The organism is Granulicella pectinivorans (assembly GCF_900114625.1).
GTDB classification, from domain to species: domain Bacteria; phylum Acidobacteriota; class Terriglobia; order Terriglobales; family Acidobacteriaceae; genus Edaphobacter; species Edaphobacter pectinivorans.
The window spans coordinates 645,008-668,905 of sequence record NZ_FOZL01000002.1; the positions used below are offsets into that span (position 1 = coordinate 645,008).

At 63.1% G+C, this 23,898-nt stretch carries 21 protein-coding genes; 10 read left to right on the top strand and 11 right to left on the bottom strand.

Features of this window, described 5'->3' with window-relative positions:
• The first annotated feature begins 14 nt into the window (after window positions 1–14).
• The gene (mnmA, locus tag BM400_RS20575) at window positions 15–1,139 is read left to right on the top strand and encodes a tRNA 2-thiouridine(34) synthase MnmA (protein WP_089843463.1); all 1,125 of its coding nucleotides are present in this window, start codon (window positions 15–17) and stop codon (window positions 1,137–1,139) included.
• A 61-nt stretch (window positions 1,140–1,200) separates the two neighbouring features.
• Here mnmA and BM400_RS20580 read toward each other — a convergent pair whose 3' ends face one another.
• Together BM400_RS20580 and BM400_RS20585 are read right to left on the bottom strand one after the other, a co-directional pair.
• A complete protein-coding gene (locus BM400_RS20580) occupies window positions 1,201–1,845 on the bottom strand; it encodes a hypothetical protein (RefSeq protein ID WP_141224029.1) in 645 nt (214 codons plus the stop codon).
• Between the two features lie 96 nt (window positions 1,846–1,941).
• Window positions 1,942–2,385 (bottom strand): YtxH domain-containing protein, encoded by a 444-nt coding sequence (locus BM400_RS20585; protein WP_089843469.1) that lies wholly within the window; start codon window positions 2,383–2,385, stop codon window positions 1,942–1,944.
• Window positions 2,386–2,792: 407 nt separating this feature from the next.
• Between BM400_RS20585 and BM400_RS20590 the strand changes: the two genes are divergently transcribed.
• The 3 genes from BM400_RS20590 to BM400_RS20600 all read left to right on the top strand — a co-directional run bounded on the left by BM400_RS20590 (window position 2,793) and on the right by BM400_RS20600 (window position 6,670).
• Window positions 2,793–3,899, top strand: coding sequence for a BON domain-containing protein (locus tag BM400_RS20590; RefSeq protein ID WP_175529174.1), 1,107 nt, complete (start codon window positions 2,793–2,795; stop codon window positions 3,897–3,899).
• Window positions 3,900–4,046: 147 nt separating this feature from the next.
• The gene (locus BM400_RS20595) at window positions 4,047–5,777 is read left to right on the top strand and encodes a glycoside hydrolase family 57 protein (protein ID WP_245782058.1); all 1,731 of its coding nucleotides are present in this window, start codon (window positions 4,047–4,049) and stop codon (window positions 5,775–5,777) included.
• Window positions 5,774–6,670, top strand: a complete 897-nt coding sequence (locus BM400_RS20600) for a hypothetical protein (protein ID WP_245782059.1) — start codon at window positions 5,774–5,776, stop codon at window positions 6,668–6,670. The genes BM400_RS20595 and BM400_RS20600 overlap by 4 nt, the downstream gene beginning before the upstream one ends.
• Before the next feature lie 9 nt (window positions 6,671–6,679).
• Here the strand turns inward: BM400_RS20600 and BM400_RS20605 are convergent, their stop codons facing one another.
• Window positions 6,680–8,191, bottom strand: coding sequence for a glycosyltransferase family 39 protein (locus tag BM400_RS20605; protein WP_089843477.1), 1,512 nt, complete (start codon window positions 8,189–8,191; stop codon window positions 6,680–6,682).
• Between the two features lie 70 nt (window positions 8,192–8,261).
• On the opposite strand from BM400_RS20605, the gene BM400_RS20610 reads away from it, so the two are divergent.
• The 4 genes from BM400_RS20610 (at window position 8,262) to BM400_RS20625 (ending at window position 12,766) form a co-directional block, all read left to right on the top strand.
• Window positions 8,262–8,930: a class I SAM-dependent methyltransferase gene (locus tag BM400_RS20610; RefSeq protein ID WP_089843479.1), complete on the top strand. Its 669-nt coding sequence runs from the start codon at window positions 8,262–8,264 to the stop codon at window positions 8,928–8,930.
• A 5-nt stretch (window positions 8,931–8,935) separates the two neighbouring features.
• On the top strand, window positions 8,936–11,038 hold the full coding sequence (locus tag BM400_RS20615) for a M1 family metallopeptidase (protein ID WP_089844007.1): 2,103 nt from the start codon (window positions 8,936–8,938) through the stop codon (window positions 11,036–11,038).
• A 30-nt stretch (window positions 11,039–11,068) separates the two neighbouring features.
• Window positions 11,069–12,157 (top strand): hypothetical protein, encoded by a 1,089-nt coding sequence (locus tag BM400_RS20620; RefSeq protein WP_089843482.1) that lies wholly within the window; start codon window positions 11,069–11,071, stop codon window positions 12,155–12,157.
• A gap of 72 nt (window positions 12,158–12,229) precedes the next feature.
• Window positions 12,230–12,766 carry a SixA phosphatase family protein gene (locus BM400_RS20625; protein ID WP_089843485.1) on the top strand — a complete coding sequence of 179 codons (537 nt, stop codon included), beginning with the start codon at window positions 12,230–12,232 and terminating at the stop codon, window positions 12,764–12,766.
• Here the strand turns inward: BM400_RS20625 and BM400_RS20630 are convergent.
• Window positions 12,718–14,277, bottom strand: coding sequence for a Ppx/GppA phosphatase family protein (locus tag BM400_RS20630; RefSeq protein WP_089843488.1), 1,560 nt, complete (start codon window positions 14,275–14,277; stop codon window positions 12,718–12,720). The two genes, BM400_RS20625 and BM400_RS20630, sit on opposite strands and share 49 nt — an antisense overlap.
• 116 nt (window positions 14,278–14,393) lie before the next feature.
• On the opposite strand from BM400_RS20630, the gene BM400_RS20635 reads away from it, so the two are divergent.
• Both BM400_RS20635 and BM400_RS20640 read left to right on the top strand, forming a co-directional pair.
• Window positions 14,394–16,523 carry an ArnT family glycosyltransferase gene (locus BM400_RS20635; RefSeq protein ID WP_089843490.1) on the top strand — a complete coding sequence of 710 codons (2,130 nt, stop codon included), beginning with the start codon at window positions 14,394–14,396 and terminating at the stop codon, window positions 16,521–16,523.
• Between the two features lie 8 nt (window positions 16,524–16,531).
• Window positions 16,532–18,430 carry an ArnT family glycosyltransferase gene (locus BM400_RS20640; protein WP_089843493.1) on the top strand — a complete coding sequence of 633 codons (1,899 nt, stop codon included), beginning with the start codon at window positions 16,532–16,534 and terminating at the stop codon, window positions 18,428–18,430.
• A gap of 50 nt (window positions 18,431–18,480) precedes the next feature.
• Here BM400_RS20640 and BM400_RS20645 read toward each other — a convergent pair whose 3' ends face one another.
• The 7 genes from BM400_RS20645 to BM400_RS20675 form a co-directional block, all read right to left on the bottom strand.
• Window positions 18,481–19,671, bottom strand: a complete 1,191-nt coding sequence (locus BM400_RS20645; protein ID WP_089843496.1) for a glycosyltransferase — start codon at window positions 19,669–19,671, stop codon at window positions 18,481–18,483.
• A gap of 157 nt (window positions 19,672–19,828) precedes the next feature.
• Window positions 19,829–20,245 (bottom strand): MerR family transcriptional regulator, encoded by a 417-nt coding sequence (locus tag BM400_RS20650; protein WP_089843499.1) that lies wholly within the window; start codon window positions 20,243–20,245, stop codon window positions 19,829–19,831.
• A gap of 4 nt (window positions 20,246–20,249) precedes the next feature.
• Window positions 20,250–20,624 carry a hypothetical protein gene (locus BM400_RS20655; protein ID WP_245782060.1) on the bottom strand — a complete coding sequence of 125 codons (375 nt, stop codon included), beginning with the start codon at window positions 20,622–20,624 and terminating at the stop codon, window positions 20,250–20,252.
• Between the two features lie 296 nt (window positions 20,625–20,920).
• Window positions 20,921–22,147 (bottom strand): DnaJ C-terminal domain-containing protein, encoded by a 1,227-nt coding sequence (locus BM400_RS20660; RefSeq protein ID WP_089843505.1) that lies wholly within the window; start codon window positions 22,145–22,147, stop codon window positions 20,921–20,923.
• A gap of 22 nt (window positions 22,148–22,169) precedes the next feature.
• Window positions 22,170–22,964 (bottom strand): Fpg/Nei family DNA glycosylase, encoded by a 795-nt coding sequence (locus BM400_RS20665; RefSeq protein ID WP_089844010.1) that lies wholly within the window; start codon window positions 22,962–22,964, stop codon window positions 22,170–22,172.
• Between the two features lie 14 nt (window positions 22,965–22,978).
• Window positions 22,979–23,611 carry a hypothetical protein gene (locus BM400_RS20670; protein WP_089843508.1) on the bottom strand — a complete coding sequence of 211 codons (633 nt, stop codon included), beginning with the start codon at window positions 23,609–23,611 and terminating at the stop codon, window positions 22,979–22,981.
• Window positions 23,612–23,613: 2 nt separating this feature from the next.
• Window positions 23,614–23,856: a hypothetical protein gene (locus tag BM400_RS20675; RefSeq protein WP_245782061.1), complete on the bottom strand. Its 243-nt coding sequence runs from the start codon at window positions 23,854–23,856 to the stop codon at window positions 23,614–23,616.
• Between the last annotated feature and the right edge of the window lie 42 nt (window positions 23,857–23,898).

A 23,898-nucleotide genomic window follows, 5' to 3' on the forward strand; every position in this document is an offset into this window, starting at 1 on the left:
AAAATATATGCAGGATGTCTGCGCCTGAGACCATTGCCGTTGCCATGTCCGGAGGAGTCGATTCCTCCGCCGTTGCCGCGCTTCTGCGCGAGCAGGGGCATACGCTGGTCGGGCTGACCCTGCAGCTCTGGAACCAGAGGCGGCTGGCCGGACACGAAGGGATGCCGGAATCAGTACAGGGCCGGTGTTGCTCCATCGACGATGTCTACGACGCACGGCGTGTGGCGGAGCACCTGGGGATTCCCTACTACCTCGTGAACCAGGAGGAGCGGTTCGAGAACGAGGTGGTGAAGCCGTTCGTGAGCGAGTATCTGGCTGGGCGTACGCCGATTCCCTGCACACTCTGCAACAACCACCTGAAGTTCGATGCGCTGCTGATCACCGCGCGGCAGATTGGCGCGGATCGCATCGCCACCGGCCACTATGCGCGGAATCACTACGACGAGGCGCGCGGGCGGTGGATTCTTTCTCGGCCGGCGGATCGGTCGAAGGACCAGACCTACTTTCTGTTTGGGCTGACGCAGGACCAGTTGGCGCACACGCTGTTTCCGCTGGGCGAGATGACCAAGCCGGTGGTGCGGCAGATGGCAGCGGATGCAGGACTGGCGCTGGCGAAGAAGCCCGACTCGCAGGAGATCTGCTTTATTCCCGGCGGCGATTACTCAGCGTTTCTGGCAGCGTATCTGGAGGATGTGGGCGAGGAGCAGCCGGATCTCTCGGGCGAACTGGTTTCGACCGCCGGCGAAGTGCTGGGGAAGCATGCGGGGATCCATACCGTGACGGTGGGGCAGAGGAAGGGGCTTGGGTTGACCAGCCCGAATCCGCTGTATGTGCTGCAGATTCATCCGGAGAGCCACGCGGTGACGGTGGGAAGCGAGGCCGAGTTGATGGGAACGGAGCTCTATGCGGACCGGCTGAACTGGATCTCCATTGCAGAGCTGACGGAGCCGATTCGCGTGGAGGCCAAGATTCGCCATCGGCATGAGCCTGCGTGGGCAACGCTTTCTCCGGCTGGCGAAGGGCTCGCGCATGTGGTCTTCGACGAGCCGCAGCGGGCGATTACGCCGGGACAGTCCGCGATCTTCTTCCAGGGGGATGAGGTTGTGGGCGGTGGCTGGATTGTGAACCGGAATAGCTGAGGGACCATGAAAAACCCCACACCTCGGAAGCGAGATGTGGGGCACGCGGGTTCTGGGCTGATTACCAGTCGACGCGGTTGATGTCTTCGTGCTTCTCGGTGGGCTTGACGTGATTGATGTAGGCGTTCAGGCCTGCTCCGACTGCCTTGGCGCGGCCGATCATGTTGTCGATGAGGTGCTTGGACTGGGCCACGACTTCGGTGATCTTGCGGATGGGAACGCGGATGCCTTCGTGGATGGTGGCGCCGATCTCAGAGGTCGCCGCGAGGGTGCTGGCGACCATGGCATCCACGCGGGCTACCTGCCGCTGCGTTCGGAAGTTAGCGTCGTCGAAGGTCACGGCGGCGCGTTCGACCGTCTGACGGAGGGTACTGTCGAGCTGGCCGACGGTCTGACGGACGGTATGGCTGGTCTCCGTCACGTTTTCGCTGATGACCTTGATCTTGGGGGCGAGGTCCGTGAGGATACCCTGCGTGGTGAGGGTGATGTCGTAGATGTTCCCCATCATCGGAAGAGCCTTGACCTTGGCCTCATCGAGCGAGGACTTCAAGTCCTTCATCGCGCTGACGGCACGCATGGCAAAGAAGACCATGCCGAGTGCCTGAAAGAGCAGAGCAAAGGCAAGGATGCCCACGAAGACGGTGAGCCATTTGACGTAATCGCCCGACACTTCCCCCGACTGTAACCATAATGCTGCGAGTACCATTTAGCCGCCTCCGCTCAGGATGCTACACCACATGAGGAAGGGGCGCCCGCCACTGCGGCACGCCCCATCCGTGAAACACAAACAAACCGCAGATTGTTACGACGCCACTTCGTGAGTCTTCTCGACGTAGGCATCGGCACCAGCCTGAACGGCTTCCTTCTGGTTTGCGATGAGGTCCTTACCCTTGTCGACATACTGCGACCACTGGGTGCGGCCCTTCTCGTAGTATTCCTTACCCTTGTCGACGTAGTCGGCGGCAACCTGCTTGCCCTGGCCGACGAGTTCATTGGCCTTCTGGACGCCCTGGCCGTAGACTTCGCTGGCCTTGGCAACGCCGGTGTCGTAGTACTCGGTGGCCTTCTGGACACCCTGCTGCGCGTAGGCGTTCGCCTTTTCCTTGGCGTCGAGTGCGCCGGCTACCAGGTCCTCGCGGGTCTCCTTGCCGGACTTCGGTGCGTAGAGCACGCCAACGAGTGCGCCAATACCAAGCCCTGCCAGGAACCAGCCAAAATTGCTCACTCCGCTGTTGTTTTCCGCCATGTTGCTTCTCCTGTTTTCTACTTCGTATGAGTTACATCGGCTTGGCCGGTGTGTTCGAAGATTACGCTACTTGGGTTTCGTTGGAGCAGGATTTCACGCATCCGGTTGAGGTTGATGCGAGAAATCCGGGAACTGGTGTGTCTCCGGGCCGCCGCAGGTCTCTGATTCTGCTTTTCGGCTCCCGGTGAAAAGTTGCACACTCAGGAAGATGCCCTTCGGGTGGATTAGGTTGCGCGAATATCAGGGACTTCGCGGGGCTGGGGGAAGGGTGACACGAAAAGGAGCACCGCAAACGTAACGGGGTGCGTCAAAGTAGGTGAAACGGAAGCGCCGTTTAGAGGTACGCTTAACCGTCCGCGGAGTGAAGGTATGGCCCGCGCATGAGAAAGGTTCCGAAGGGGAATTCTATGAAGAACGAGACGAATTTCGTACGCCGCTCGGTAAGCCTCGCTGGGCTTGGCCTTGGGCTTGTGTTGTCGGTTGCCGGTTGCAAGAGTGCGCCGCCCGTCGACGATGCCGCGCTGAATACCGCGCTCCAAAACAAGTTGCAGGCCGATGCCGGACTTTCCGGACAGCCGATCCAGACGGCTGTGGTGGGTGGTGTGGCGAGTCTGACCGGCAGCGTGACCAATGAAGCAGCGCGGTCGCTGGCCGCGAACGATGCCGCGCAGGTGGCGGGCATCCGGGTGGTGAACAACAATCTGACGGTGACCCAGGAAGCCCCAGTTGCCACACCGGCACCGGCCGCTGTAGAGGTTGCCCCTACCCCGGCCCCGGTAGCTCCGACGCCCAGGATCGCGAAGGTGGAGAAGCATCCGGCTCCGATCGACCGGCGGACACCGCCACCGCAGAACTATCCGCAGCAGAACTCTCCCGCTCCCCCGCCGACACAGCCGGCCCAGGCATACCAGCCTCCTCCGCCGCCACCGGCACCCGCCCGTCCGGCGTTCCGCGATGTGACGATTCCGTCGGGAACCACGCTGGCGGTGCGCGTGACCCAGACGCTGGATAGCGCGACGACGCAGCCGGGCGAAAGCTTCTCGGGCGCACTAGCAAGCGACGTGATCGTCGACGGGCTGGTTGCGTTTCCGACCGGCACGCGCGTGGCCGGCAAGGTAACCGATGCAAAGGATGCAGGCCACTATAGCGGCAACTCGCGCCTGGCCGTGACGCTGACGAGCCTCTCGCGGCGTGGCGACACGATTCCGATCTCGACCGATGCCTTCTCCAAGGAAGGGACGGGCCGTGGCAAGAATACGGCGGAGAAGATCGGCGGCGGCGCGGCGGTTGGAGCGATCCTTGGCGGCATCTTCGGCGGCGGCAAGGGTGCGGCGATCGGCGCGGGTGCCGGCGGTGCACTGGGCGCGGGCGCGAACACGGTGACGCGTGGCCAGCAGGTGCAGATCGTGTCGGAATCCGTGGTGCGCTTCTCGACGACCTCGCCGATTACCGTGCGGGTTCCGACCGGGGGCAATAACGGCCAGAACGGCGATCTGCAGCGGCACGATCAGTAAGGCACGATCCTCAAGTCGGCGCGTCCGGCGACGGAGCAGCAGCATCCAAAGAGCGGCGGGCCAAGGTGGCCTGCCGCTCTTTGCTTTGGCTGTACACTTGAGTTCGCTTGCGGCTCTCCCCTCTCACCCTGTACGAGGTTGCACGTTTTGACCGAGATTCGAAACACACCGGCTGGCTTTTTGACGCTGACGCTGCATGCCCATCTGCCCTATGTGGTAAACCACGGTACGTGGCCCCATGGCATGGAGTGGCTGCACGAAGCGACCGCCGAGACGTATCTGCCGCTGCTGCGCGTGCTGGGCAATCTGCACCGCGATGGCATTCCGGCGCAGTTCAATCTCAACTTGTCACCGATCCTGCTGGAGCAGATGGTACATCCGGTGTTCGTGGCAGAGTTTCCGAAGTATGTGACACGGAAAATTCAGGCGGCGAAGGAAGATGAGGCGGTCTTCGCGGGGGCGGGTGAGGTGGCCTATGCCGGGATGGCCCGGCGCTGGCAAGCGTTTTATCAGGCTGCATTGGACGACTTCGAGGCTGTGGGGCAGAACATCGTCGCGGCCTTCCGGCGCTTTCATGAAGCGGGCCTGATCGACGTGATTACCGGCGCGGCGACGCATGGCTACCTTCCGCTGCTGGGCACGGATGAGAGCGTGCGGGCACAGATCCGCACGGCGGTGAAGACATATATCCGCCACTTCGGCAAGCCGCCGAGCGGGATCTGGGTGCCGGAGTGCGGGTATCGTCCGGCGGGGTTCTGGAGCTACCCGGTCAAGGCCGCGGATGGCGCCTCGCTGGGCGGGTTCGAGCGGATCGGTGTGGAGCAGGCGGTTGGCGAATCGGACCTGGACTTCTTCTTTGTCGATACGCACCTGGTGGGGCAGACGCCGCGCGCGGCTTCACCCTACTCCGTCGGTCAGGATGAGGCACCGGTTTCGTACGCTCCGCAGAGGTCGCTGTACCAGGCTTACACGGTCGAGGGCGCCTTCGAGCGGGACCATGCGGTGGCGGTGTTTGCGCGGGATCCGAAGACGGGGCTGCAGGTGTGGTCGGGCGAGATTGGGTATCCGGGCGATGCGCAGTACCTGGACTTCCATAAGAAGCGGTATCCAGGGGGGCATCGCTACTGGCAGGTGACAGGCGCGCGGGTTCCGATGGAAGACAAGAGGCCGTATTGGCCGCAGCAGGCTGAGGAGCGCATCCGGACGCATGCGGAGCACTTCGTGCAGATGGTGCGTGAGGCGCTGGCGGCGAGTCCCAAGGGCGAGAAACCGGCGGTGCTGACGGCACCGTTCGATGCGGAGTTGTTCGGGCACTGGTGGTTCGAGGGGCCGGAGTGGCTGGAGGCGGTGTGCAGGGCGTTCGCGGCGCAGGGCGATGTGGCGCTGACCAGTTGCAAGGACTATCTCGCGGCCTATGGGACGGGCGGCTCGATTACGATGCACGAGGGGTCGTGGGGCACGGGCGGTGACGATCGCGTCTGGCTGAATGCGGAGACAACCTGGACGTATGGGCAGCTTTATCCGGCAGAGATCGCGGTCCGCGAGATATGCAGCGCAGGAGTGTGGCGGGGTAGCGAGCTGGGGACGCGGATCGTGAAGCAGATGTGCCGCGAACTGCTATTGCTGGAGGCCTCGGACTGGCAGTTTCTCATCACGACGGGCGCGGCACGGGACTACGCCGAGTTGCGTTTCGCCACGCACCATACGCAGTTCCAGGCCGTGAAGCGGATCTTCGAGGCGTTCGTGGAGACGTCGAAGATTGGCCGCGAGGATGAGGAGAAGCTGGCGGCGATCGAGGGGCGCGACAGCGTGTTTACGGACATTGATCCGGAGTTCTGGATGCGGGGGGCGCATGCCCGCGGGGTGGATGGGCAGTGAAGCTGCTGGACGAGGTTCTGTTCGCGGAGGCTTCGGAGAGCGAGTCCAGGCTGGCGGAGGCACGCAACTCGCCGCTTGTGCTTTGGCATCTGCTCTCGCTCGATGCGCCGATGGTCGCGGTGGTGTGGACGATGTTCACGGCACGGATGACGCACACGGCGGTGCCGGTGGCGACGGGTGTGGCGATGGGGCTGGCGGTGTGGCTGCTGTATGCGGCGGATCGTCTGCTGGACACGCGGGCGCTCGATCCTCTGGGTGAGCCGGGGGAGTTCGAGGCGCGGCACTTCTTTCATCACCGGCATCGAGCTGCGTTCGGGGTGGGAATGGCGATCGCCACGGTGGGGCTGGCGTTATTGCTGCCCCGGCTGGCTTCGGACAGCATCCATCTTTACCTGACCGAGGGTGCGCTGATGGCGGGGTATTTCGTGTTGATCCATGCGACGCCGCTGCGGGGCGGACGGCGACGGATTGCGCTGCCGAAGGAGCTGATGGTGGGGCCTTTCTTCGCGGCCGCTACCTTTATCCCCACGGTGGCTCGCAACCCCGGATTGCGGCTGTCGCTGCTGCCGGATGCGGTGCTGTTCGCGGGGCTCTGTTGTTTGAACTGCCTGTACATCTATGCGTGGGAGCATCCGCAACCGGAGCGGGATGCACACTGGACGACGCATCGTGCGGTGCGCCGGCTCTCGCTGCTGGCGGGCGGACTGGTCCTCGCGGCGGCGGCTCTCGCTTTGCGGGGGGAGTGGCTGTATCCGGCGGCGGTGGGGTTGAGTGCGGTGGGGTTGATGGGACTGGATGAGGTGCGGGGAAGCATGGCTCGGCCAGCGTTGCGTGCGGCGGCGGATGCGGTCTTGCTCGCGCCCTTGGTATTGCTGCCCTTCTGGATCCGGTAACGAGTGAGATTAGGGCTTTTCGAGGCGATAGAGGACCAGCGTGTCGCGCGTGGGGTCGTCGTAGACCTTGTAGCGAGCCCTTTCTGTCAGGCGGTAGTGCTTCTGTAACGGGGCGGTGTCCTGGCCGTCCCAGAGCGCGGCCCAGCCTGGCTGGTAGCGGTCGAGCAGCGCGTCGAGGCCGTGCGTGGTGTAGAGATCGCAGAGCGCGGGAAGGCCGGTCATGAGGGTGATGTCGTCGCCGGAGCTGGAGAGCAGAAGGGCCTTCGCGGTCTGGTCGGCACGGACGATGTTGGCGATGCCTTCGGAGGCGTCGAAGAGGGTGTACTCCGGCTTGAAGACCCAGCGGACGGTCTTGAACATCATGGCCATGGACGTGAAGATGAGGACCACGGCGATGAAGGCGGCAACGCCATCGACCTTGCGCTGCCACAGGGCATCGATGCCAAGCAGCACGATAGCGACGACGGGGATGGCGACGACGAGGTAGTCGGCGGCCTCGCGATCGGCGTGGTAGAGGATGACACCGAGGTAGCCGGCGATGGTGACGACGCAGCTACCGAAGATGGGCATCGTCCACAACTCGCGCAGCCAGAAGAGCGAGACGAAGATGATGCCGAGGGCCGAGATCCAGAGGGCGCGGCTCATCCAGAGGCCTGTGGTGATGGCGTCGAGGGTGGCGTCGGGAAGATCGTGCGGGAGATGGCCCGGGGAGACGGCGAAGAGCAGGCGGAAGTCCGCGTAGTGGTGCGGCAGAACGGCGGCGAGATAGACGATCCAGAGCGTGAGCGCGGTGGCGAGGGCGATGCCCGCGGCGCGGAAGGGGCGCATGTCCGGCCATCGACGCATCGCGAGGATGGTCCGGAAGGACGGCCAGCCGATGGTCGTCATGAGGTGATAGAGGATGGCCGGCCAGAGGAAAAAGCCGGAGGCCTTGGTCAGGACGATGACCCACAGGATGGCACCGAGGGCGACCTGCTTCCAGATCTCTTCATCGCGGATCTTCGAGGCGAACCAGAGGCCGAGCATGAGGAGGAGAACGAGCAGGGGCTCGAGGATGGCGAGGCGATCGAAGGCATAGCAGAAGGGGTTGATGGCCATCAGCGCGACGGCCACGGCGGGCATGAGACCGCGACGATACTGGCCGAGCAGAAAGTAGAAGACGGCGAGCGAGCCGAGGTAGACGAGCAGGGCAAGCGTACGGGCGGCGACCATACCGACTCCGGTCAGCTTGAACCAGAGGCTCAGCAGAAGAGGCCATACCGGAAGCGCGACGGCGGTGTTGAAGGAGTCGGGCAGGAACCAGTGGCCGAAGACGACGTGGTGGATCGCCGCGCCCGCGTACCAGCCTTCGTTGGTGGTCATGGAGGAGCTGTACCAGTGCGTGCCGTGGGGAAAGTCCGCGCGCAGATGGACGAAGCAGAGAAGATAAAAGACCACGGCCACACCAAGCAGGACACGCGGCAGAATATCGCCGAAGCCGCCGGGCTTTCGCTTGCGCTGCACAGGAGGGACGTAAGGCATTGTTCTGTCTTATCACGGAGGGCGGTGCGGTGACATGAAAATTCCTCGGACACGACGGTATTCTGGAGCGATGGCAAAGACACCCAGCGAGGCTCCCCGACCGGTGAACTTTGACCGCATCGCGCGGCCATACCGGTGGCTGGAGTACGGGACGCTGGGGCCTCTGCTGCAACGAACGCGGGTGTATTTTCTGCCGCAGATGCTGGATTGCAGGCAGGCTTTGGTGCTCGGCGACGGCGACGGACGCTTTGTGGCGGAGCTTCTGCGCCGCAATGAGCGGGTGCGGGTCGATGCCGTCGACACAAGTGGGGCGATGCTTGCGTTGCTCGAGCGACGTGCCAGGAGCGAGCGGGTGACGACGCATCGGTTGCAGGCGATGGACTATGTGCCCGAGGCTGGTACGGATCTGGTGGCGACGCACTTCTTTCTCGATTGCCTGACACAGGCGGAGGTCGATGCACTGGCGCTTCGTGTTGCGGGGGGGCTTGTGCCGGGTGGGCTTTGGGTGGTCTCGGACTTTCGTATCCCGGCGGGCGTGATGCGCTGGCCGGCGCGGTTCTATGTGGGCATGCTCTATCGGGTCTTCGGTTTTTTGACAGGACTGCACGTCCGTCGCCTTCCTGACCATGTGGCCGCACTTACCGCCGCGGGTTTGACCCGAATTGGTCTTAGGCGCCGTCTCTTTGGAGTATTGACGAGTGAACTGTGGCGGGCGGACGGCAATGGCGTTCTACAATGACAGCCATGCGCAGCCCCCTTTGCTTCGTTCTGCCGACTCTGCTCGCCGCTGCCCTGCCTGTGTGCGGGCAGACGAGTGCTACGAACTCCCCCGTGCCGCTCTCCACGCGCGTGGTTTCCTACACGATCGAGGCGAAGGTCGACCCGGACCACCACACACTCGACGCGACCGAAACGCTGGTCTACAAGAACCTGACAGGCCAGACGCTGACGACCTTTCCGTTTCATCTCTACCTGAACGCGTTTCGGCCGGAGTCGACGTTCACGAGCGAGACGCACTTCGGCGGAGGTATCCGTGATAACGAGACGGAGAACGAGTATCCGGATGAGAAACGGGGCAAGATCGAGATCGCGCACATTGACGCGACCGGCTATGGCGACCTGACTTCGACGCTGCACTTTACGGCTCCCGACGATGGCAACCAGCAGGACCACACGGTCGCCGAGATTACCTTGCCAAGGCCTCTGGCTCCAGGCGATTCGATCACGTTTCATCTCACCTTTCACGATGTGTTTCCGCTCTCGGTAGCGCGCAACGGATACAAGCGCGACTTCCTGATGGGCGGGCAGTGGTACCCGAAGGTGGGCGTCTTCTGGCATGGCGCATGGAACTGCCACCAGTACCACTCGACGACGGAGTTCTTCTCGGACTTCGGCACGTTCAATGTGCATCTGACGATTCCGCAGCGATTCGTGGTCGGTGCGTCGGGCGTGCCCACCGGTGAGAGCGTCAACGGCGACAAGACGAAGACGCTGGGCTTCTATGCCGAAGACGTCGGCGACTTCGCGTTCGCGGCAAGCCCTCACTTTGTGGTGACGGATGGGACCTTTCTCTCTTCCATAGGACCGGTGAAGGTGCATGTGCTGGCGCTGAAGGCCAACGGGCCCAAGGCGGGCGCGCGCTACCTGGACGTGCTCGAGAAGAGCATGCAGCAGTTCGATGTGCGGTATGGACCGTATCCGTACAAGGTGCTGACGCTGATCGATCCGGAGCCGGGTTCGGAGATCGGCGGCATGGAGTATCCGACGCTGATTACAGGCGACACGAGCTGGTTCGATCCCTCGCACATCACGGAGATTACCGCGGAGCATGAGTTCGGCCACCAGTACTGGTACGGCATGGTGGCGACGAACGAGTTTGAAGAGGCGTGGCTGGATGAGGGCATCAACTCCTACACCGAGGTGGCGGTGATGGCCTCGCTGTATGGGCGGCATACGTCGGTCCTCGATCTGCCGTGGGCGAACATCTCGGATGCGTCGCTGCAGCGCCTGCAGTACATCTCCGCCGCCGACTTCGATCCTGTGACACGGGCGGCTTGGAAGTTCCGCAACGCCAACTCCTATGGCGGGGTGACGTACGGCAAGACGGCCACGCTGCTGGCGACGCTCGAAGGCATCGTGGGCAAGGAGACAATGGACGATGCGATGCGCACGTACTTCATGCGCTACCGCTTCTCGCATCCGACGACGGAAGACTTTCTGCGCACAATTGAAGAAGCGGCGATCCGGCATGGCAAGGCGACCGCCACGGGCTATGTGCCGGTGCTGCCCGGTGCGGGGACGACGCTCGCTCCATCGAGTGTGTCGCTCTATCCATCCACCCCGGAGCATGTGGGCATCGTCTCTCCGGAGCCGTATATGAGCGCTCCGCTGACCAGCCTGAATGTAGCGGGATCGAGCCTGCGGCCTTTTTTCGAGCAGGCGGTCTACGGAACGCGCATCCTCGACTATGCGATCGACAGCATCTCGTCGGACCCTGCGCAGTGGTGGCTTCTTGACGACGCAAAGAGCAAGCAGTACCGCGACACGGTCGTCGTGCATCGCAAGGGAGACTTCGTGCTTCCCGTAACGGTGGAGGTGGTATTTGAAGACGGCACGCGGATCCGTGAGCAATGGGACGGCGTCGATCGCTGGACACGCTTTACCTACCTCCGCGGATCGAAGATCGTCTCCGCCGAAGTCGACCCCGACCATGTGGTTCTACTCGACACGGACCTCTTCAATAACAGCGTCACGACGAAGACCAGCAACCTGCCGGTGCGCAAGATCTCCGCGGTGTGGACGTCGTGCATGCAGTTGCTGGCGCAGTTCGCAAGCTGGATTGTCTAACCCGAGTTTGTAGCCTCATCGAGGAGTGTTATGCCCCGTTCTCCCTTTCTTCACGGCCTTTCGCTCGCTGTCCGCAACCCTCGTCCGCTGCTCTGGACGTACTTCTTCAATGCGTCGCTGGCGTGGGCTGCAGGCTTCGGACTGCGCTCGCAGTATGCGGCGGTAACGCAGGACTCGCTGGCGGCGCAGAGGCTGATCGGCGGCTTCGATCTTGGCTTTCTGCTGGATGCAGGGCACCGCATCGGCACGGGAGCGCCGGGAACGCTGCGCGCCTCCATGCTCGGTATTCCGGTCTATGTGCTCGCGTATTTCCTGCTGGTGCCGGGCACGCTGTACGCCTACCAGACAGAGAAGACACTGGGGCTGAGTGGCATTGTGCGGCGCGGGGTAGAGGGTTTCCTCAGCTTCTTCCGCATCACCCTGCTGACGCTTCTGATCGCCGTGCCTGTGCTTGGGCTCGCCGCGGTGGTGCAGGCGGCATGGACCCACTTCCTCGACCAGCGCATGCCGAGTGAGGCTGGATTCTTTCTCCGGATGGCCGGTGCCTTCGTGGTGTTCCTCATCTTCTGCCTGATTCGTCTTTACTTCGATCTGGTGGAGGTCCACACGGTGGAGTGTTCCATGAAGCTGCGTCCGAACGGCAAGCCGGACCGGCGCGTGCGCAAGGCACTGAAGCCCGCGCTGCGTTCGCTCCGCGCGCACTTCGGATCGACGTACTTCCTCTTCGTGGCCCTGGCGCTGACGGGCGGTCTGGCGGTGTACTTCTTCGGCCTTTCGGCACTGCGTCACCTTGGCCAGCCAAGAGCGTGGCCAACGCTTCTGCTGGCGCAACTCGGGCTGTTCCTCATGCTGTTCATGCGCTTCTGGCAGAGAGGCGCGGAGACGATCCTGGTGCAGATGGTGGCTCCGCCGGAGCGCCGTTCACTCTCCTTCGGTCCGCCGACCGATGTCGACCGGCGCGCATCGAGGGCTCCCGTGGCCATCGTCGCAACCGATCCGATTCCGGCGCAGGAGCCGATCGCGCCATCGCTCGATGCGCCCGATCCGGGAGTCTTCCACCACGACGTAGAGCCGCTGGCGCAGACTCCTTCGGAAGCACCGAAGGAGTTGTTAGACTAGAGCATAAGACGGTCCGCTCCTGACCCCGCTTGTCCGGGCAGGAAGCTCCAGGAGACCGCGAAACGGAAACCTATGAATCTCTTTATTCTTCGTCATGCCAGCGCCGGCACACGCCGCATCAACCCTCTGCTGGACGTCAGGCGTCCTCTCGACAAAGAGGGAAAACAGTATTCGCTGCAACTCGCCTACATCCTGCAGGCGATGAAGATCCAGTTCGACGTTATCCTTTCCAGCCCGCTGAAGCGCGCCCTGCAGACGGCGCAACTGGTGGGAACGGAGAGCGGCTACGAGGCTCCCGTGCTGCTCTCGAACGCGCTTGCGCCCTCGGCCACCATCACCGACTTCCACAAGCTGGTGCAGGAGGTGCAGGTGCATGAGAATGTGCTCGTCGTCGGACACAGCCCGAACATCGAGAACTTCCTCGGCTCCATGCTGGTGCCCACCTCGAGCCATCTGAGCGCGAACGTTCGTCTTCGCAAGGGTTCGATCGCCCGCGTCAGCGTGCAGCGCAGCACCTCGACGCTGATGTGGATGCTCGACCCGCGCACGGTCCGGGCGCTCTACGCCACCTCGACGAAGAGCTCGCGGCGGAAGACCTCGCGGAAGTAAGCGGCTTCCTTCTTCAGCGACCACGCCTCCAACTCCGCGCCACCGCGCCCCGGCACGAGCTCGATGAGCACGCGCTTGGGGTAGACCACGGTCTTGACCTTGACCGCGGCCGTCGCGCGATCCTGGTTGAGCGCCATGGCAAGGCGCAGGAGGACGACGGCGCGCAAGACATGCACATGCTCCTCGATGGGAAGCGTGCGCATGCTGCGGTCCATGGGGTCGGGACGGCTCTTGCCCAGATAGCGGGCGAGCAGGCTGACGATCGACCTCTGCTGCGGCGAGAAGCCGAAGATCTCGGAGTTGGCGATGATGTACTGGCTGTGCCGGTAGTGGCCCTGGTGGTTCATGTACTTGCCGGCCTCCTGCATCATGGCGGCTGCCTCGAGCCAGAGCTTATACTCGGGCGGAAGCTCATGCACACGGGCCAGCGCATCGAAGAGCTCCCCGGCGTGCTGGCGGACGGGCTCGGCCTTGACCAGGTTGATGTTGTAGCGGCGACACAGCTCCAGCACACCTTCCCAACGCTCCTTCTCGATCTTCAGGTGCATGGAGCCGCGCAGATCGACCTCGCCGAGCATCTGGGCCAGCATGCCGTCGCGCAGACCGAGCGGCGAGTAACGGAATCCCTTTAGACCCATGCGAGTCAGCAGCGCGGCATAGACCTCCGCGCCCCCGGTGATGATCTCCGACCGGCGCGGCCCAATGCCGGGCACGGCGGCGCGCTGCTCGTTGGTCATCTTCACCAGCTTGTCGGCCAGCTTACGCACATTGGGCGTGAGCGCTTCCATGGGCTTCACTCGCACGAAGGTCTTGGGCGCAGTGCGGCGTGCAGGCTCTTTGACCGCAATGGCCTCGCTGGCCTCAGCCAGTGCAGCGGCGGTACCCGAGGTGGCGATGACGAGCGTGACGTGCGGCTTGCCAAGCTTGCGATCCGCCTTCTTGAGCTCCCGGTCGATGTACTGCTTCAGACGTCCGATATCTTCTTTGGTGGCGGGGTCGTTCTGGAGGAACTCCTGCTGGAGGCGGACGGCTCCCAGCGGAAGACTGACCATCGACTTGACGCTCCCTTTCTCCGACACCGTAACCTCGCAGCTCCCGCCGCCGAGGTCGATCAGCAGGCAGTTGCCCATGCCGCCCTCCTCATGCGTGACGACGCCAAGGTGGATGAGGCGCCCCTCTTCAAGGCCGGAGATGACCTCCACCTGCCAGCCGGTGGCAGACTTCACCCACTCGATGAAGGCGGCGGCGTTGCGTGCGTCGCGCATGGCGCTGGTGGCGACGACCCGCACCTTGTCTACGACGTGCGTCTGGACGGCCTTATGGAAGCGTTTGAGCGCCTTGATCGTGGCGGCCATGGCCTCGGGGGAGATGACGCCGGTCTGGAAGACGCTCTCGCCGAGGCGTGTCACCTCACGGTCTTCATGCAGCGTCTTAAGCTTGTGCTGTACCACGGACGCTATCTTCAAACGGCAGGAGTTCGAACCTATATCGATCGCAGCAAACGTCGGCATCCAGCATTGCCCTCCGGGCGCTTCACCCACCATCACGATACATGCATTCGCGGAGCGTTCGCGAGAACGAGGGCTCGGTCGTCTATGCTAGGGATGCGCGTTCTAGTCGTAACTCGATGAAACCAACAGCTACTTTTTCCATTCTGGCCCGCTCCTACGCCGGCGGGCCGCGTCCGCGGAATACGGCGATGATCCTCGGCGGGCTATGGCTTCTGCTGTTCTTCGCGGCGCTGTTTGCCCCGCCGCTGCTGGACGACGCCGACGCCACCCACGCCAACGCCGCACGCGCCATGGCCACCACCGGCGACCTCGTGACGCTGAAGGTAAACGGGATACGCTATCTCGAAAAGGCACCGCTTCCCTACTGGCTGGTCGCACTCTCGTTCCGCATCTTTGGATTCAATACGTTCGCGGTGCATCTGCCGCAGGCGCTGGCGGTGGCCCTGCTCGCCCTGCTGGGGCATCGATGGGCCAACCAGGCCTTCGGAGCACGGACCGCCTTCTATACCTCCATCGCAATTCTGAGCACCACCGGCGTGTTCCTGTTCACGCGGATCTTCATTCCGGAGGTGCTGCTTTCGCTGCTGCTGGGGATGGCCCTGTTCGCGATGCTGAAGGCGCTCTATCCGGAAGACGACGCGCCCGCCGAAGCGACGCAGGATGCTGCAGGAGACGAGCGGCCAGCCGACGCATGGTACGCCGGGACTCTGTTCTATCCGTATGCGATGTGGGCTTCACTGGCGCTGGCAGTGCTCACCAAGGGACTGGTCGCGCTGGTCTTCTTCTTCGGCACGGGACTGGTGTTTCTGCTGCTGATGGGAGACCTGCGGCGCATCCGGCGGCTCAAGCCTGTCTCCGGCATCGTGCTTTTCCTGGCGATCGCGGCTCCGTGGCACATCCTCGCTGGGCTGCGCAATACCGGCGGCATGAACGGCCACGGCTTCTTCTGGTTCTACTTCATCAACGAACATGTGCTGCGCTTCCTGGGCAAGCGCATCCCCATGGACTACAACAAGCTGCCGGGCTATCTCTACTGGATGCAGCATGCGGTGTGGCTGTTTCCGTGGAGCCTCTTCCTGCCGCTGTCCCTCTCTGCCCTGCGCCGCCGCTACGTCCACCAGACGACCGGCTTGACGCACCATGTGCCTTCGAAGTTCAACACACCTCTGCTGAATGTCGGCTTTCTGGTGGCGTGTTTCGGGATGCAGGCGATCCTGCATCTGGACTGGTTTACATTCCTGGTGCTTGTGCTGGCCGGGTCGGCAGCGCTCGGGATTCCGCGGCGGCGGGCTCACGGCGGGCTGAAGCTTTCGCCCTTTCACCGCATCGACGCGCCACAGCGCACGATGCTTCTGCTGGGCATCTTCACGACGATCATCCTGGCGTTCTTCTCGCTCTCGACCAATCAGGAGTACTACACGTTCCCGGCGTATCTGCCGATCCTTCTGCTGACCTGCGCGGCCATCACGCGCGCCGAGCAAACCTACGTGCACAACGCAGACGGACGGCGCTGGATCGCCTTCGCCCATGCCTCCCTCACCGTCATGGGAGTCTTGATTGCACTGGCTCTCGGCTACGGACTCTGGGTGAGCCGCCACCTGCCCTTCGTGCCGGACATCGGCGACCTGCTGGCGCATCGCAGCGTCGGCGACTACACACTTTCCATGTCGCATGTCTTCGACCTGACAGGACAGAGCTTCGCCGCGCTGCGTCTGCCCGCGCTGCTGGCGGCGTTCGCGTTTGCGACCGGCCCGGCGATCGCATGGATGCTGCGCATGCAGAGACGTCACATCGCGGCCACAACCACCGTCGCCCTGACGAGCGCGCTCTTCCTCTTCGCGGCGCATGTTGCGCTGGTCCGGTTTGCGCCGATGCTCTCCTCCGAGGACATGGCCGCGTCGATCCACGAACTGGAAGCAAGCGGACGCATCGCGCCCCAAAACGAGGTGATGCTCTACGGCGATCAGGCCTATGGATCGTCGATCCCCTTCTATCTCGGGCGGCAGGTCCTTCTTGTGGACGGTCGCTCCACTTCAATGCTCTTCGGGGCGAGTTTTCCCGATGCACCGCATATCTTCCTGACCAGCGCCGACCTCGCCAGGCAGTGGGGCAAGGGCGAGCGCAAACTGCTGTTCGTGCCACTCGAGAAGCGCGACGAGGTGGACCGACTGCTGGGCAGCCGCCAGATCGTGCTGGAAGAGACCTCCGGCAAAGCACTCATCACTGACAGACCTCTGGATCACTGAAAGCAAACATGAGCGAAACCCACCAACAACCCGCATACTCCTGGCGTCCGCAGTCGATCGCACTGATCCTGCTGGCATGGTTGATCCTGCAACTGGGAGGCATCTTCTCGCCGGGCCTGCTCGACGACGTCGACTCCGTCTACATCCAGATCGCGCGCGAGATGCTGGCACGCCACGATTTCGTCACGCCGACCATCGACGGCATCCGCTTCTTCGACAAGCCGCCGCTGATGTACTGGATGGCCGCCGGTTCGATGCGCCTCTTCGGCATCCACGACTGGGCCGCACGACTTCCCCTGGCGCTGGCGGTGCTGGCACTCTTCGTCTCTGTGTATGCGCTTGGCATCCGATTGTTCCGCAGCGTTTCGCCGGAGGAAAGCCCCGACCGTGGCGGACTTTACGCTGCGCTCGCCCTTGCGACCAGCGTGGGACCATACCTGTACACGCGCTTCTATATCCCCGACATTCTGATCGCGCTGTGGATGACCATCGGCGTTCACCTGACGCTGGTTGCGGTGGAACGCGTGCGCCCAACCCGGTCGCGGCGTTCGCGTGAGTCGGCGCTTCTTCCCTGCCTCGGATTCGCCGCGGTGCTGGCGTTGAACCTGCTGACGAAGGGGCTGATCGGGCTGGTGTTTCCGCTCGGCTTCGTGGTGGTCTACCTCGCGCTGACGGGACAACTGAAGCTGCTGTCCAAGCTGCATGTGTTCGCAAGCACGGCGGTCTTCCTCATCATCGCGCTGCCCTGGCACATCCTCGCGGCGCTGCGGAACCCCGCCATCGCGCTCCCCCCCGGCATGGAGCTGCCAGCACAGGGAGGCTGGGCGTGGTTCTATCTGTACAACGAGCACGTGGCGCGCTTCCTCTCCAAGCGCGTTCCGCATGACTATGGACTGACCCCGGTGTGGCTGTTCTGGCTGTACGTCGTCGTCTGGGCGATGCCCTACGCCGCATTCCTGCCGGGAGCGGTGGCCGAGCAGGTTCGCGTCATCCTACGGCGGTCGATGATCGCGAGCCGGGATCAGGAACCCGCCTTCGCACTGCTCACCTGGGCCCTTCTGGTGCTTGGATTCTTCTCGATCTCAAACCGGCAGGAATACTACTCGATTCCGGCGCTGCCCGCGCTGGCCCTCCTGGCAGCGGGGCTTCTCGCCCGCGCCGACCGGCCCATCGCCGATGTGGAAGACCAACGCGCCCGGAGCGGGGTTCTGGGGTGGTCCGCATGGCTGCTGGTGCCGTTGACCACGCTGGTCGCACTCGTCTGCGGCTTCTTCGCCATCACGGCTCCGAAGCCCGCGCCGGGAGCCGATCTGTCGACGCTCCTGGCGAGCAACCCGGACCTTTACAACGTCTCGCTGGGGCATCTCTTCGACCTGACCGGCGCGGCCATGGGACTCTTCCGCGGGCCGCTTGCCGCCGTCGCCATCGGAATGCTGCTGGTGGGCCTTGGCAGCTACATCCTGCGTCGCAAGGGGCACGGCTACGCAGCCACGCTCGCGCTCGCCGGCGGCATGACGATCACGCTGCTCGCAGCGCATGAGGGTCTGGTGCGCTTCAATCCGATTCTGGGATCGAAAGACCTCGCGATGGCCATCGAAAAAGTCCGCCAGCCAGGCGATGTCATTCTTCTGGATGGCGAGCTGACCTCAGGCTCCACGCTGCTGTTCTACACCGGGCAACCGGTTCGCCTCGTCAACGGGCGTGTGAATGGGCCGTGGTTCGGCTCGTTCTGGCCCGACTCCCCCCACATCTTCGAGACGGATGACTCGCTCCATACGCTGTGGGGTGGGACTGCCCGGGTCTTCCTGCTGACGTACTCGTCAAAACGCGCCGCCGACCTCGCGCAGTTCGGTCCAGTACACACGCTGGCTACTGGCGGCGGGAAGACGATCCTGACCAATCGATAGGTGGAAAACCCACATCTCGAAATCGAGATGTGGGACACCCATCCTGGCGCTTATTCCGGTGCTTCTACGCGTCCGCCGTCCTTGAGCTTGTAGATCTTGCCGCGATAGTAAAAGTTGTCTCCACCATAGCTGCCCAGCCAGAGGATGCTGCCGAGCAGATCGCGCAAGGGGTAGAGCAGCGTGCCGTGCAGCCATCCGCTGTCTCCCAGCACGGTCAGGATCGCTCCCGCCTGCAGCCAGCGGTTGACCACCATCGCCAGCAGCCACACGACCCCGAGCAGAGCATGTCCGCTGAGCAAACCCCAGATGAGGCCGAGGATGCCGAACGGCATCGCAAACGTCAGGCCGCTACCCAGATGTCCCCACGGGCGCGAGCGGCGTGTGCTCTGCATCCAGCGCAACTGGTTCCGGAACGAGAGCCAGAAGGGCGTGTCCTGCACCATCAGGCGGATGACGTGGCTTGCCATCCGGACGCCTGTGCCCTGCTCGGCGAGGCGGTTTCCCAGCACGAAATCGTCGGCGTAGAACTGGCCCAGTTCGGCAAAGCCGCCGACCGCCTGGAAGGACTTCCGAGGAAGCACCTGGGTGGCGCCAAGGGCAAACTTCGTGCCTTCGAGCATATCCGCGACGAGGACGCCGGACGACATCTCCACGCTCTTGCCGACGGCATCGAGATGCGCCGAGAGGCCGGCCTTGGCCGGGTGGTCCAGGGTGCCGATGTACAGGCATGAGGCCAGGCCCATGTGGGGGTCGCGCAGGTTCTGGATGAGCCGCAGGATGTAGTCCGGCTCGACGCGGACATCGGCGTCGCTGGTGATGAAGAGGTCGTTCTTCGCCTCCGCGTCCAGCTTTTCGAGCGAGTAGACCTTCGCGTTGTGGAACTTCGGCATGGGCTCGCCGCAGGTGAGATAGCGGGCATCCACGTGGGGGTAGCGGGCACCGACGCGACGAGCAAGCTTGAGGCCCTCGTCGGTCTCGTGACGGGCGCAAAAGAGAAGCTCGAACGGCGCGGGGTACTTCTGCTCGAAGAAGGTTTCGATGTTGCGCTCGAGGCCGTCCTCGCTGCCGTGCAAGGGCTTCAGCAGGCTGACGGGAGGCAGAAAGTCAGCAGGGGCGCGGTCTTCGCGGCGTTTGCGCAGGCCAAAACGCACGGCAGCCGCCAGCACCATGCCGCAGTAAATCGTGGAAGTCACCGTGCCGACGATCGCGGCATAGAACAAGACGTGCAGTACAACACTCATCGCATCAAAATCCTGGCAGGAAGCACCGCGAACGGTCCGACCCGCAGACCAAGTTAAGTTGTCGGTCTAGATCTACAAGTCTAGAACCCGCGCCGACGCTTGGCAAAGATCATCGCGCCGGGCACCACGCGGCGCCGTGTACTTTGAAACAGCCTTTTCAGGACTTCTTGCGGACGAGCCGGGCTTTGACGGGCTCTTTGGGTGGGGTCACGACGGGCCGGCGCATGGGGATAAGCCCGGCACCCGGCTGCTGCGGCTGCATGCGCGACAGCATCTCCGTGCGGACGTAGTCGACGAAGCCCTGCATCTGCCGGTTCATCTCCTCCATGCGCTCCCGCATCTGCAGCACGATCGCGATGCCGGCAATATTGACGCCGAGGTCACGCGCCAGGTTCAGGATGAACTCGAGCCGCTCGAGGTCTTCGTCGGTGTAAAGGCGGGTGTTGCCGTCGGACCGCGAGGGGCGCAGGAGGCCTTCGCGCTCGTAGAGACGGAGCGTCTGGGGGTGAATCTCGTACATCTCCGCGACCGAGGAGATCATGTACGCGCCTTTGCTTTTGCGTTTCGTTGCCATGGTGCTAGCTCGCCTTGGGAAGATCCTGTATGTTCTTCGCCGCCTTCAGGAGCATCCGCAGAACCTCGTTCACAGATTCAGCGTCAGGAAATGCCTGTTTCACGTCCGAATCAAGCTTTACGAAGTCGGCACCTGAAGAGGCCTCCACCCGTTTTCCGTCAATCCAGACCTCGGTTCCAGCCGCATAACGCTCGGCGTGCCGACCCTCCACAGCATTCGATAGATCGTATTCTTCACGCATCATTTCCCTCGCTGATACGCCCTGACCTCTGACGGTGTCGCGCCACGAACACTGTGCCTCTTCATGCTCTGTGTAGCAGGCTAGCATCAACACCCCTGAAGCGGCTCGTCCTATGCTGATGAAGCGCTCTTCTTCCATACTATGATCCGGGTCAGGAAGCATCAACTCATCCGGATCCTCGAAGAGCGTCTTCCCCTCTCAGAAGCTGATGCCATGCTTCCGAAGATTCGACCCCGCCTTATTCGAGTCCCATGCGAATCGGGATCCGGACATCACGCCACGCCAGAATACTACTGACCTGGTGGAGGCGCTTCCGCCTGCGAAGCCCGTTCCGCGAACGGATTCAGAGTCCATTTCGAGAAACCATACCCCGGGGCCATCTCGAATTCGTCTTCCCAATCTGCGTTCGCAGAGGGCTGCTTCATGCTCTCCTTTTATACCTCCGTAAACAGCCCCTCGCGAGGATCTTCCGGATTCAGCTTGGCCAGTTCGCGCAGAATCTCCTTCGACCGCTCATCCTGCACCTTCGGCACCACGATCTTCACCTCGACGATCTGGTCTCCGCGCAGCCCCTCGCGCGCCGCCGAAACGACGCCCTTCTCGCGCAGGCGCAGCTTTTGGCCCGTCTGCGTGCCCTGCGGAATCTTCAACTGGGCGATTCCGTCGATCGTAGGCACATCGATCTTCGCACCGAGAGCGGCCTCGGTCACCGTCACCGGAACCGTCACATAGATATCGTCGACCGAACGCGTAAAGACAGGGTGGATGCCCGTCTTGATGATCAGGAACAGGTCGCCCGCTGCTCCGCCGTCAACCCCGGCGTTGCCCTTGCCAGCCAGACGAATCCTCTGGCCATCGCGCGTACCGGCCTTGATGCGGAACTCCAACGGCTCTTTCTTCGTCACGACGCCCTGCCCGTGGCAGGTACCGCAGGGATGATCCGCGCGTCCCGTTCCGCCGCAGCGCGGGCACTGGATGTTGAACTTCATCCGTCCGCCCATCTGCGTCACCTGGCCGGAGCCGTGGCACTCCGGGCACTCTCCGCTTCCACCCGTCGTCGTGCGCCCCTTGCAGGTGGGGCACGTCTCCTGGCGCGTGATCTCAAGCTTGGTCACACCACCACGCACCGCCGTCCAGAAGTCCACGCTGACCTGGTACTCCAGGTCGGTCCCCGGCTGCGGCCCACGCGAGGCACCACGTCCGCCGCCGTTGAAGATACCGCTGAAGACATCGCGGAAGCTTCCGCCAAATCCTCCACCAGCTTGCTGCTGGGCTCCTCCGCCGCGCGCCTGGAAGTCCGAGAAATCGAACCCGCCGAAGTCGAACGGAACCTCCTGCCCACCGCGACCCGCGCCGCCCGAACGGAAGCCTCCGCCGCCGGGAAAGCCCGAGCCTCCCCGTGCCGCAGCCTCAGCCGCCGCAGGGTCGATATTGTCGGAGTAGAAGCCGAACTGGTCGAAGACCTTGCGCTTCTTCTCGTCCGAAAGCACATCGTTCGCCTCCGAGATCTCCTTGAACTTCTCTTCGGCCTTCTTGTCGTTCGGGTTCACGTCCGGGTGGTATTTGCGTGCAAGCTTCCGGAACGCCTTGCGGATGTCGTCCTGCGTCGCCGTCTTCTTCACGCCAAGCGTGCCGTAATAGTCCTTTGTCTGCGTCGCCATCGTTACTCCTGAACTTGTTTGATTACGCTGCCTGACAGGTGGGGCACCAGAAGAGGTTGCGCCCAGCCATCACCTTCATTTCAATCTTCGTGCCGCATACGAAACACGGCTTGCCCTTGCGCCGGTAGACGTAGTTCACCTCTTCGTCCAGTGCCGGCCCCTTGCTGTGCGGCCTGTCCGGAGGCTTCGTCGTCACGATGCGCCGGTCGACCATGCCCTCCGGCATCAGCTTCAGGGCATCCTTCCAGATCGCCTTCAACTCCTCACGCGTCATCTGCGCGCCTGCGCGAAACGGGCTGACGCGGGCGCGAAACAGGAACTCCGCACGGTAGATATTGCCGATGCCCGAGAAGACCGTCTGGTCCATGAGCAAAGCGCCGATCGACGTCGTCTTCTTCGCCAGGATCGCTTGGAAGCCGCGTTCGGGATCATCGTCGTTCAGCGGATCCGGGCCAAGCCTCGCCTTCAACGCCTCCCACTGTTCATCGGTCCAAACCGAGCAATCGGTAGGCCCACGCAGCTCCAGCCAGTCACTCTTGGTCGAGATCCGCAGACGCAGCGCGCCACGCATCTCCGGGGCCGGCCCGGTGCCCTCGGTGAAGTCTCCATAGAGACCCATATGGACATGCAGCTTGCGATCCTTACCAAAGTCGTAACCGATGTGTTTGCCGACGGCCATCACCTCGCGCAACACGCGCCCATCCAGCAGAACGGCATCGGCGAACCGCCCGTTCGGGCCCTCCACGCGCACCTTCTTTCCGCCAAACGCCTCGGTCTGCATCTTCGCCCACCGATGAAGCTCATTCCCCTCTGGCACGCCCACTCCCTCTTCTAAATCGCGACCGCTGTCGCCTGTTCCTCAGCCTTCCGACGCGTCCTGCGCACCAGCCGACCGCCCGACTCCAGCTCATACCGGTAGTGGTCGATGATGCGGTGCGGCGTCCACAACGCATAGTGATTCGCGCTTTGCGCGTGCATCCGCGTAATCTGCAGCTCGTCCATCTTCCGCATCAGCCTGCGCAGATAGTGGTAATGATCGTGGAACTGGCTATCCGGCTCCTCAACCAGCGCCCGGAGATCCACATACACCGGCTGCGCCCACTCATAAAACGTATGCCAGACATCGTAGAGCTCAAGGTGGCCCTTCTTCACCAGCAGCCCGATGTGATCGTAGAAATCCAGCACCTCAAGCGCGCTCGCCGGCGGAGCATCCTTTTCCAGCGGAAGCAGAACGCCATCCACCAGCCTGTCTTGCGCCAGACGCTTGCGCGCCGCGACAAACGAGTCGCCCTGAAACGCCGTCAACTGCTTCTCAAGATTGGCAACCGAGCGATACTCTCGCTCCTGCTTCAACTGCAGCGCCGCATAGCCGATCGCACCCGCGCTGGTGAGCACCAGGATCACGGTCGCTAAAGCCTGCACCTCGCTCCAGTCGGCCGCGATCATGGCACACAGCGCATGCATCGTTAGTTCCACACCTGCCGAGCTTCGATCGCTTCCACTGAGAACATCTGGTCCGGCTCGATGCGCTGCATCTTCTGCACGAACTCCAGAGCCTCTTCCTGCGTGTCGAACATGACGCGGCTGTACAACTGCCCCGCCCGTACCTGATCGCATCTCCACATCGTGTCGCCCATTGCACCACCCCCGGTCATCCGATTGAACTCCAAGCCGTTCATCCAGTTACCATCGCCGTTGCTTCTAAACATCAGAACACTCTTTTCTTCTATTGGACGCTTTGACTTGCATCA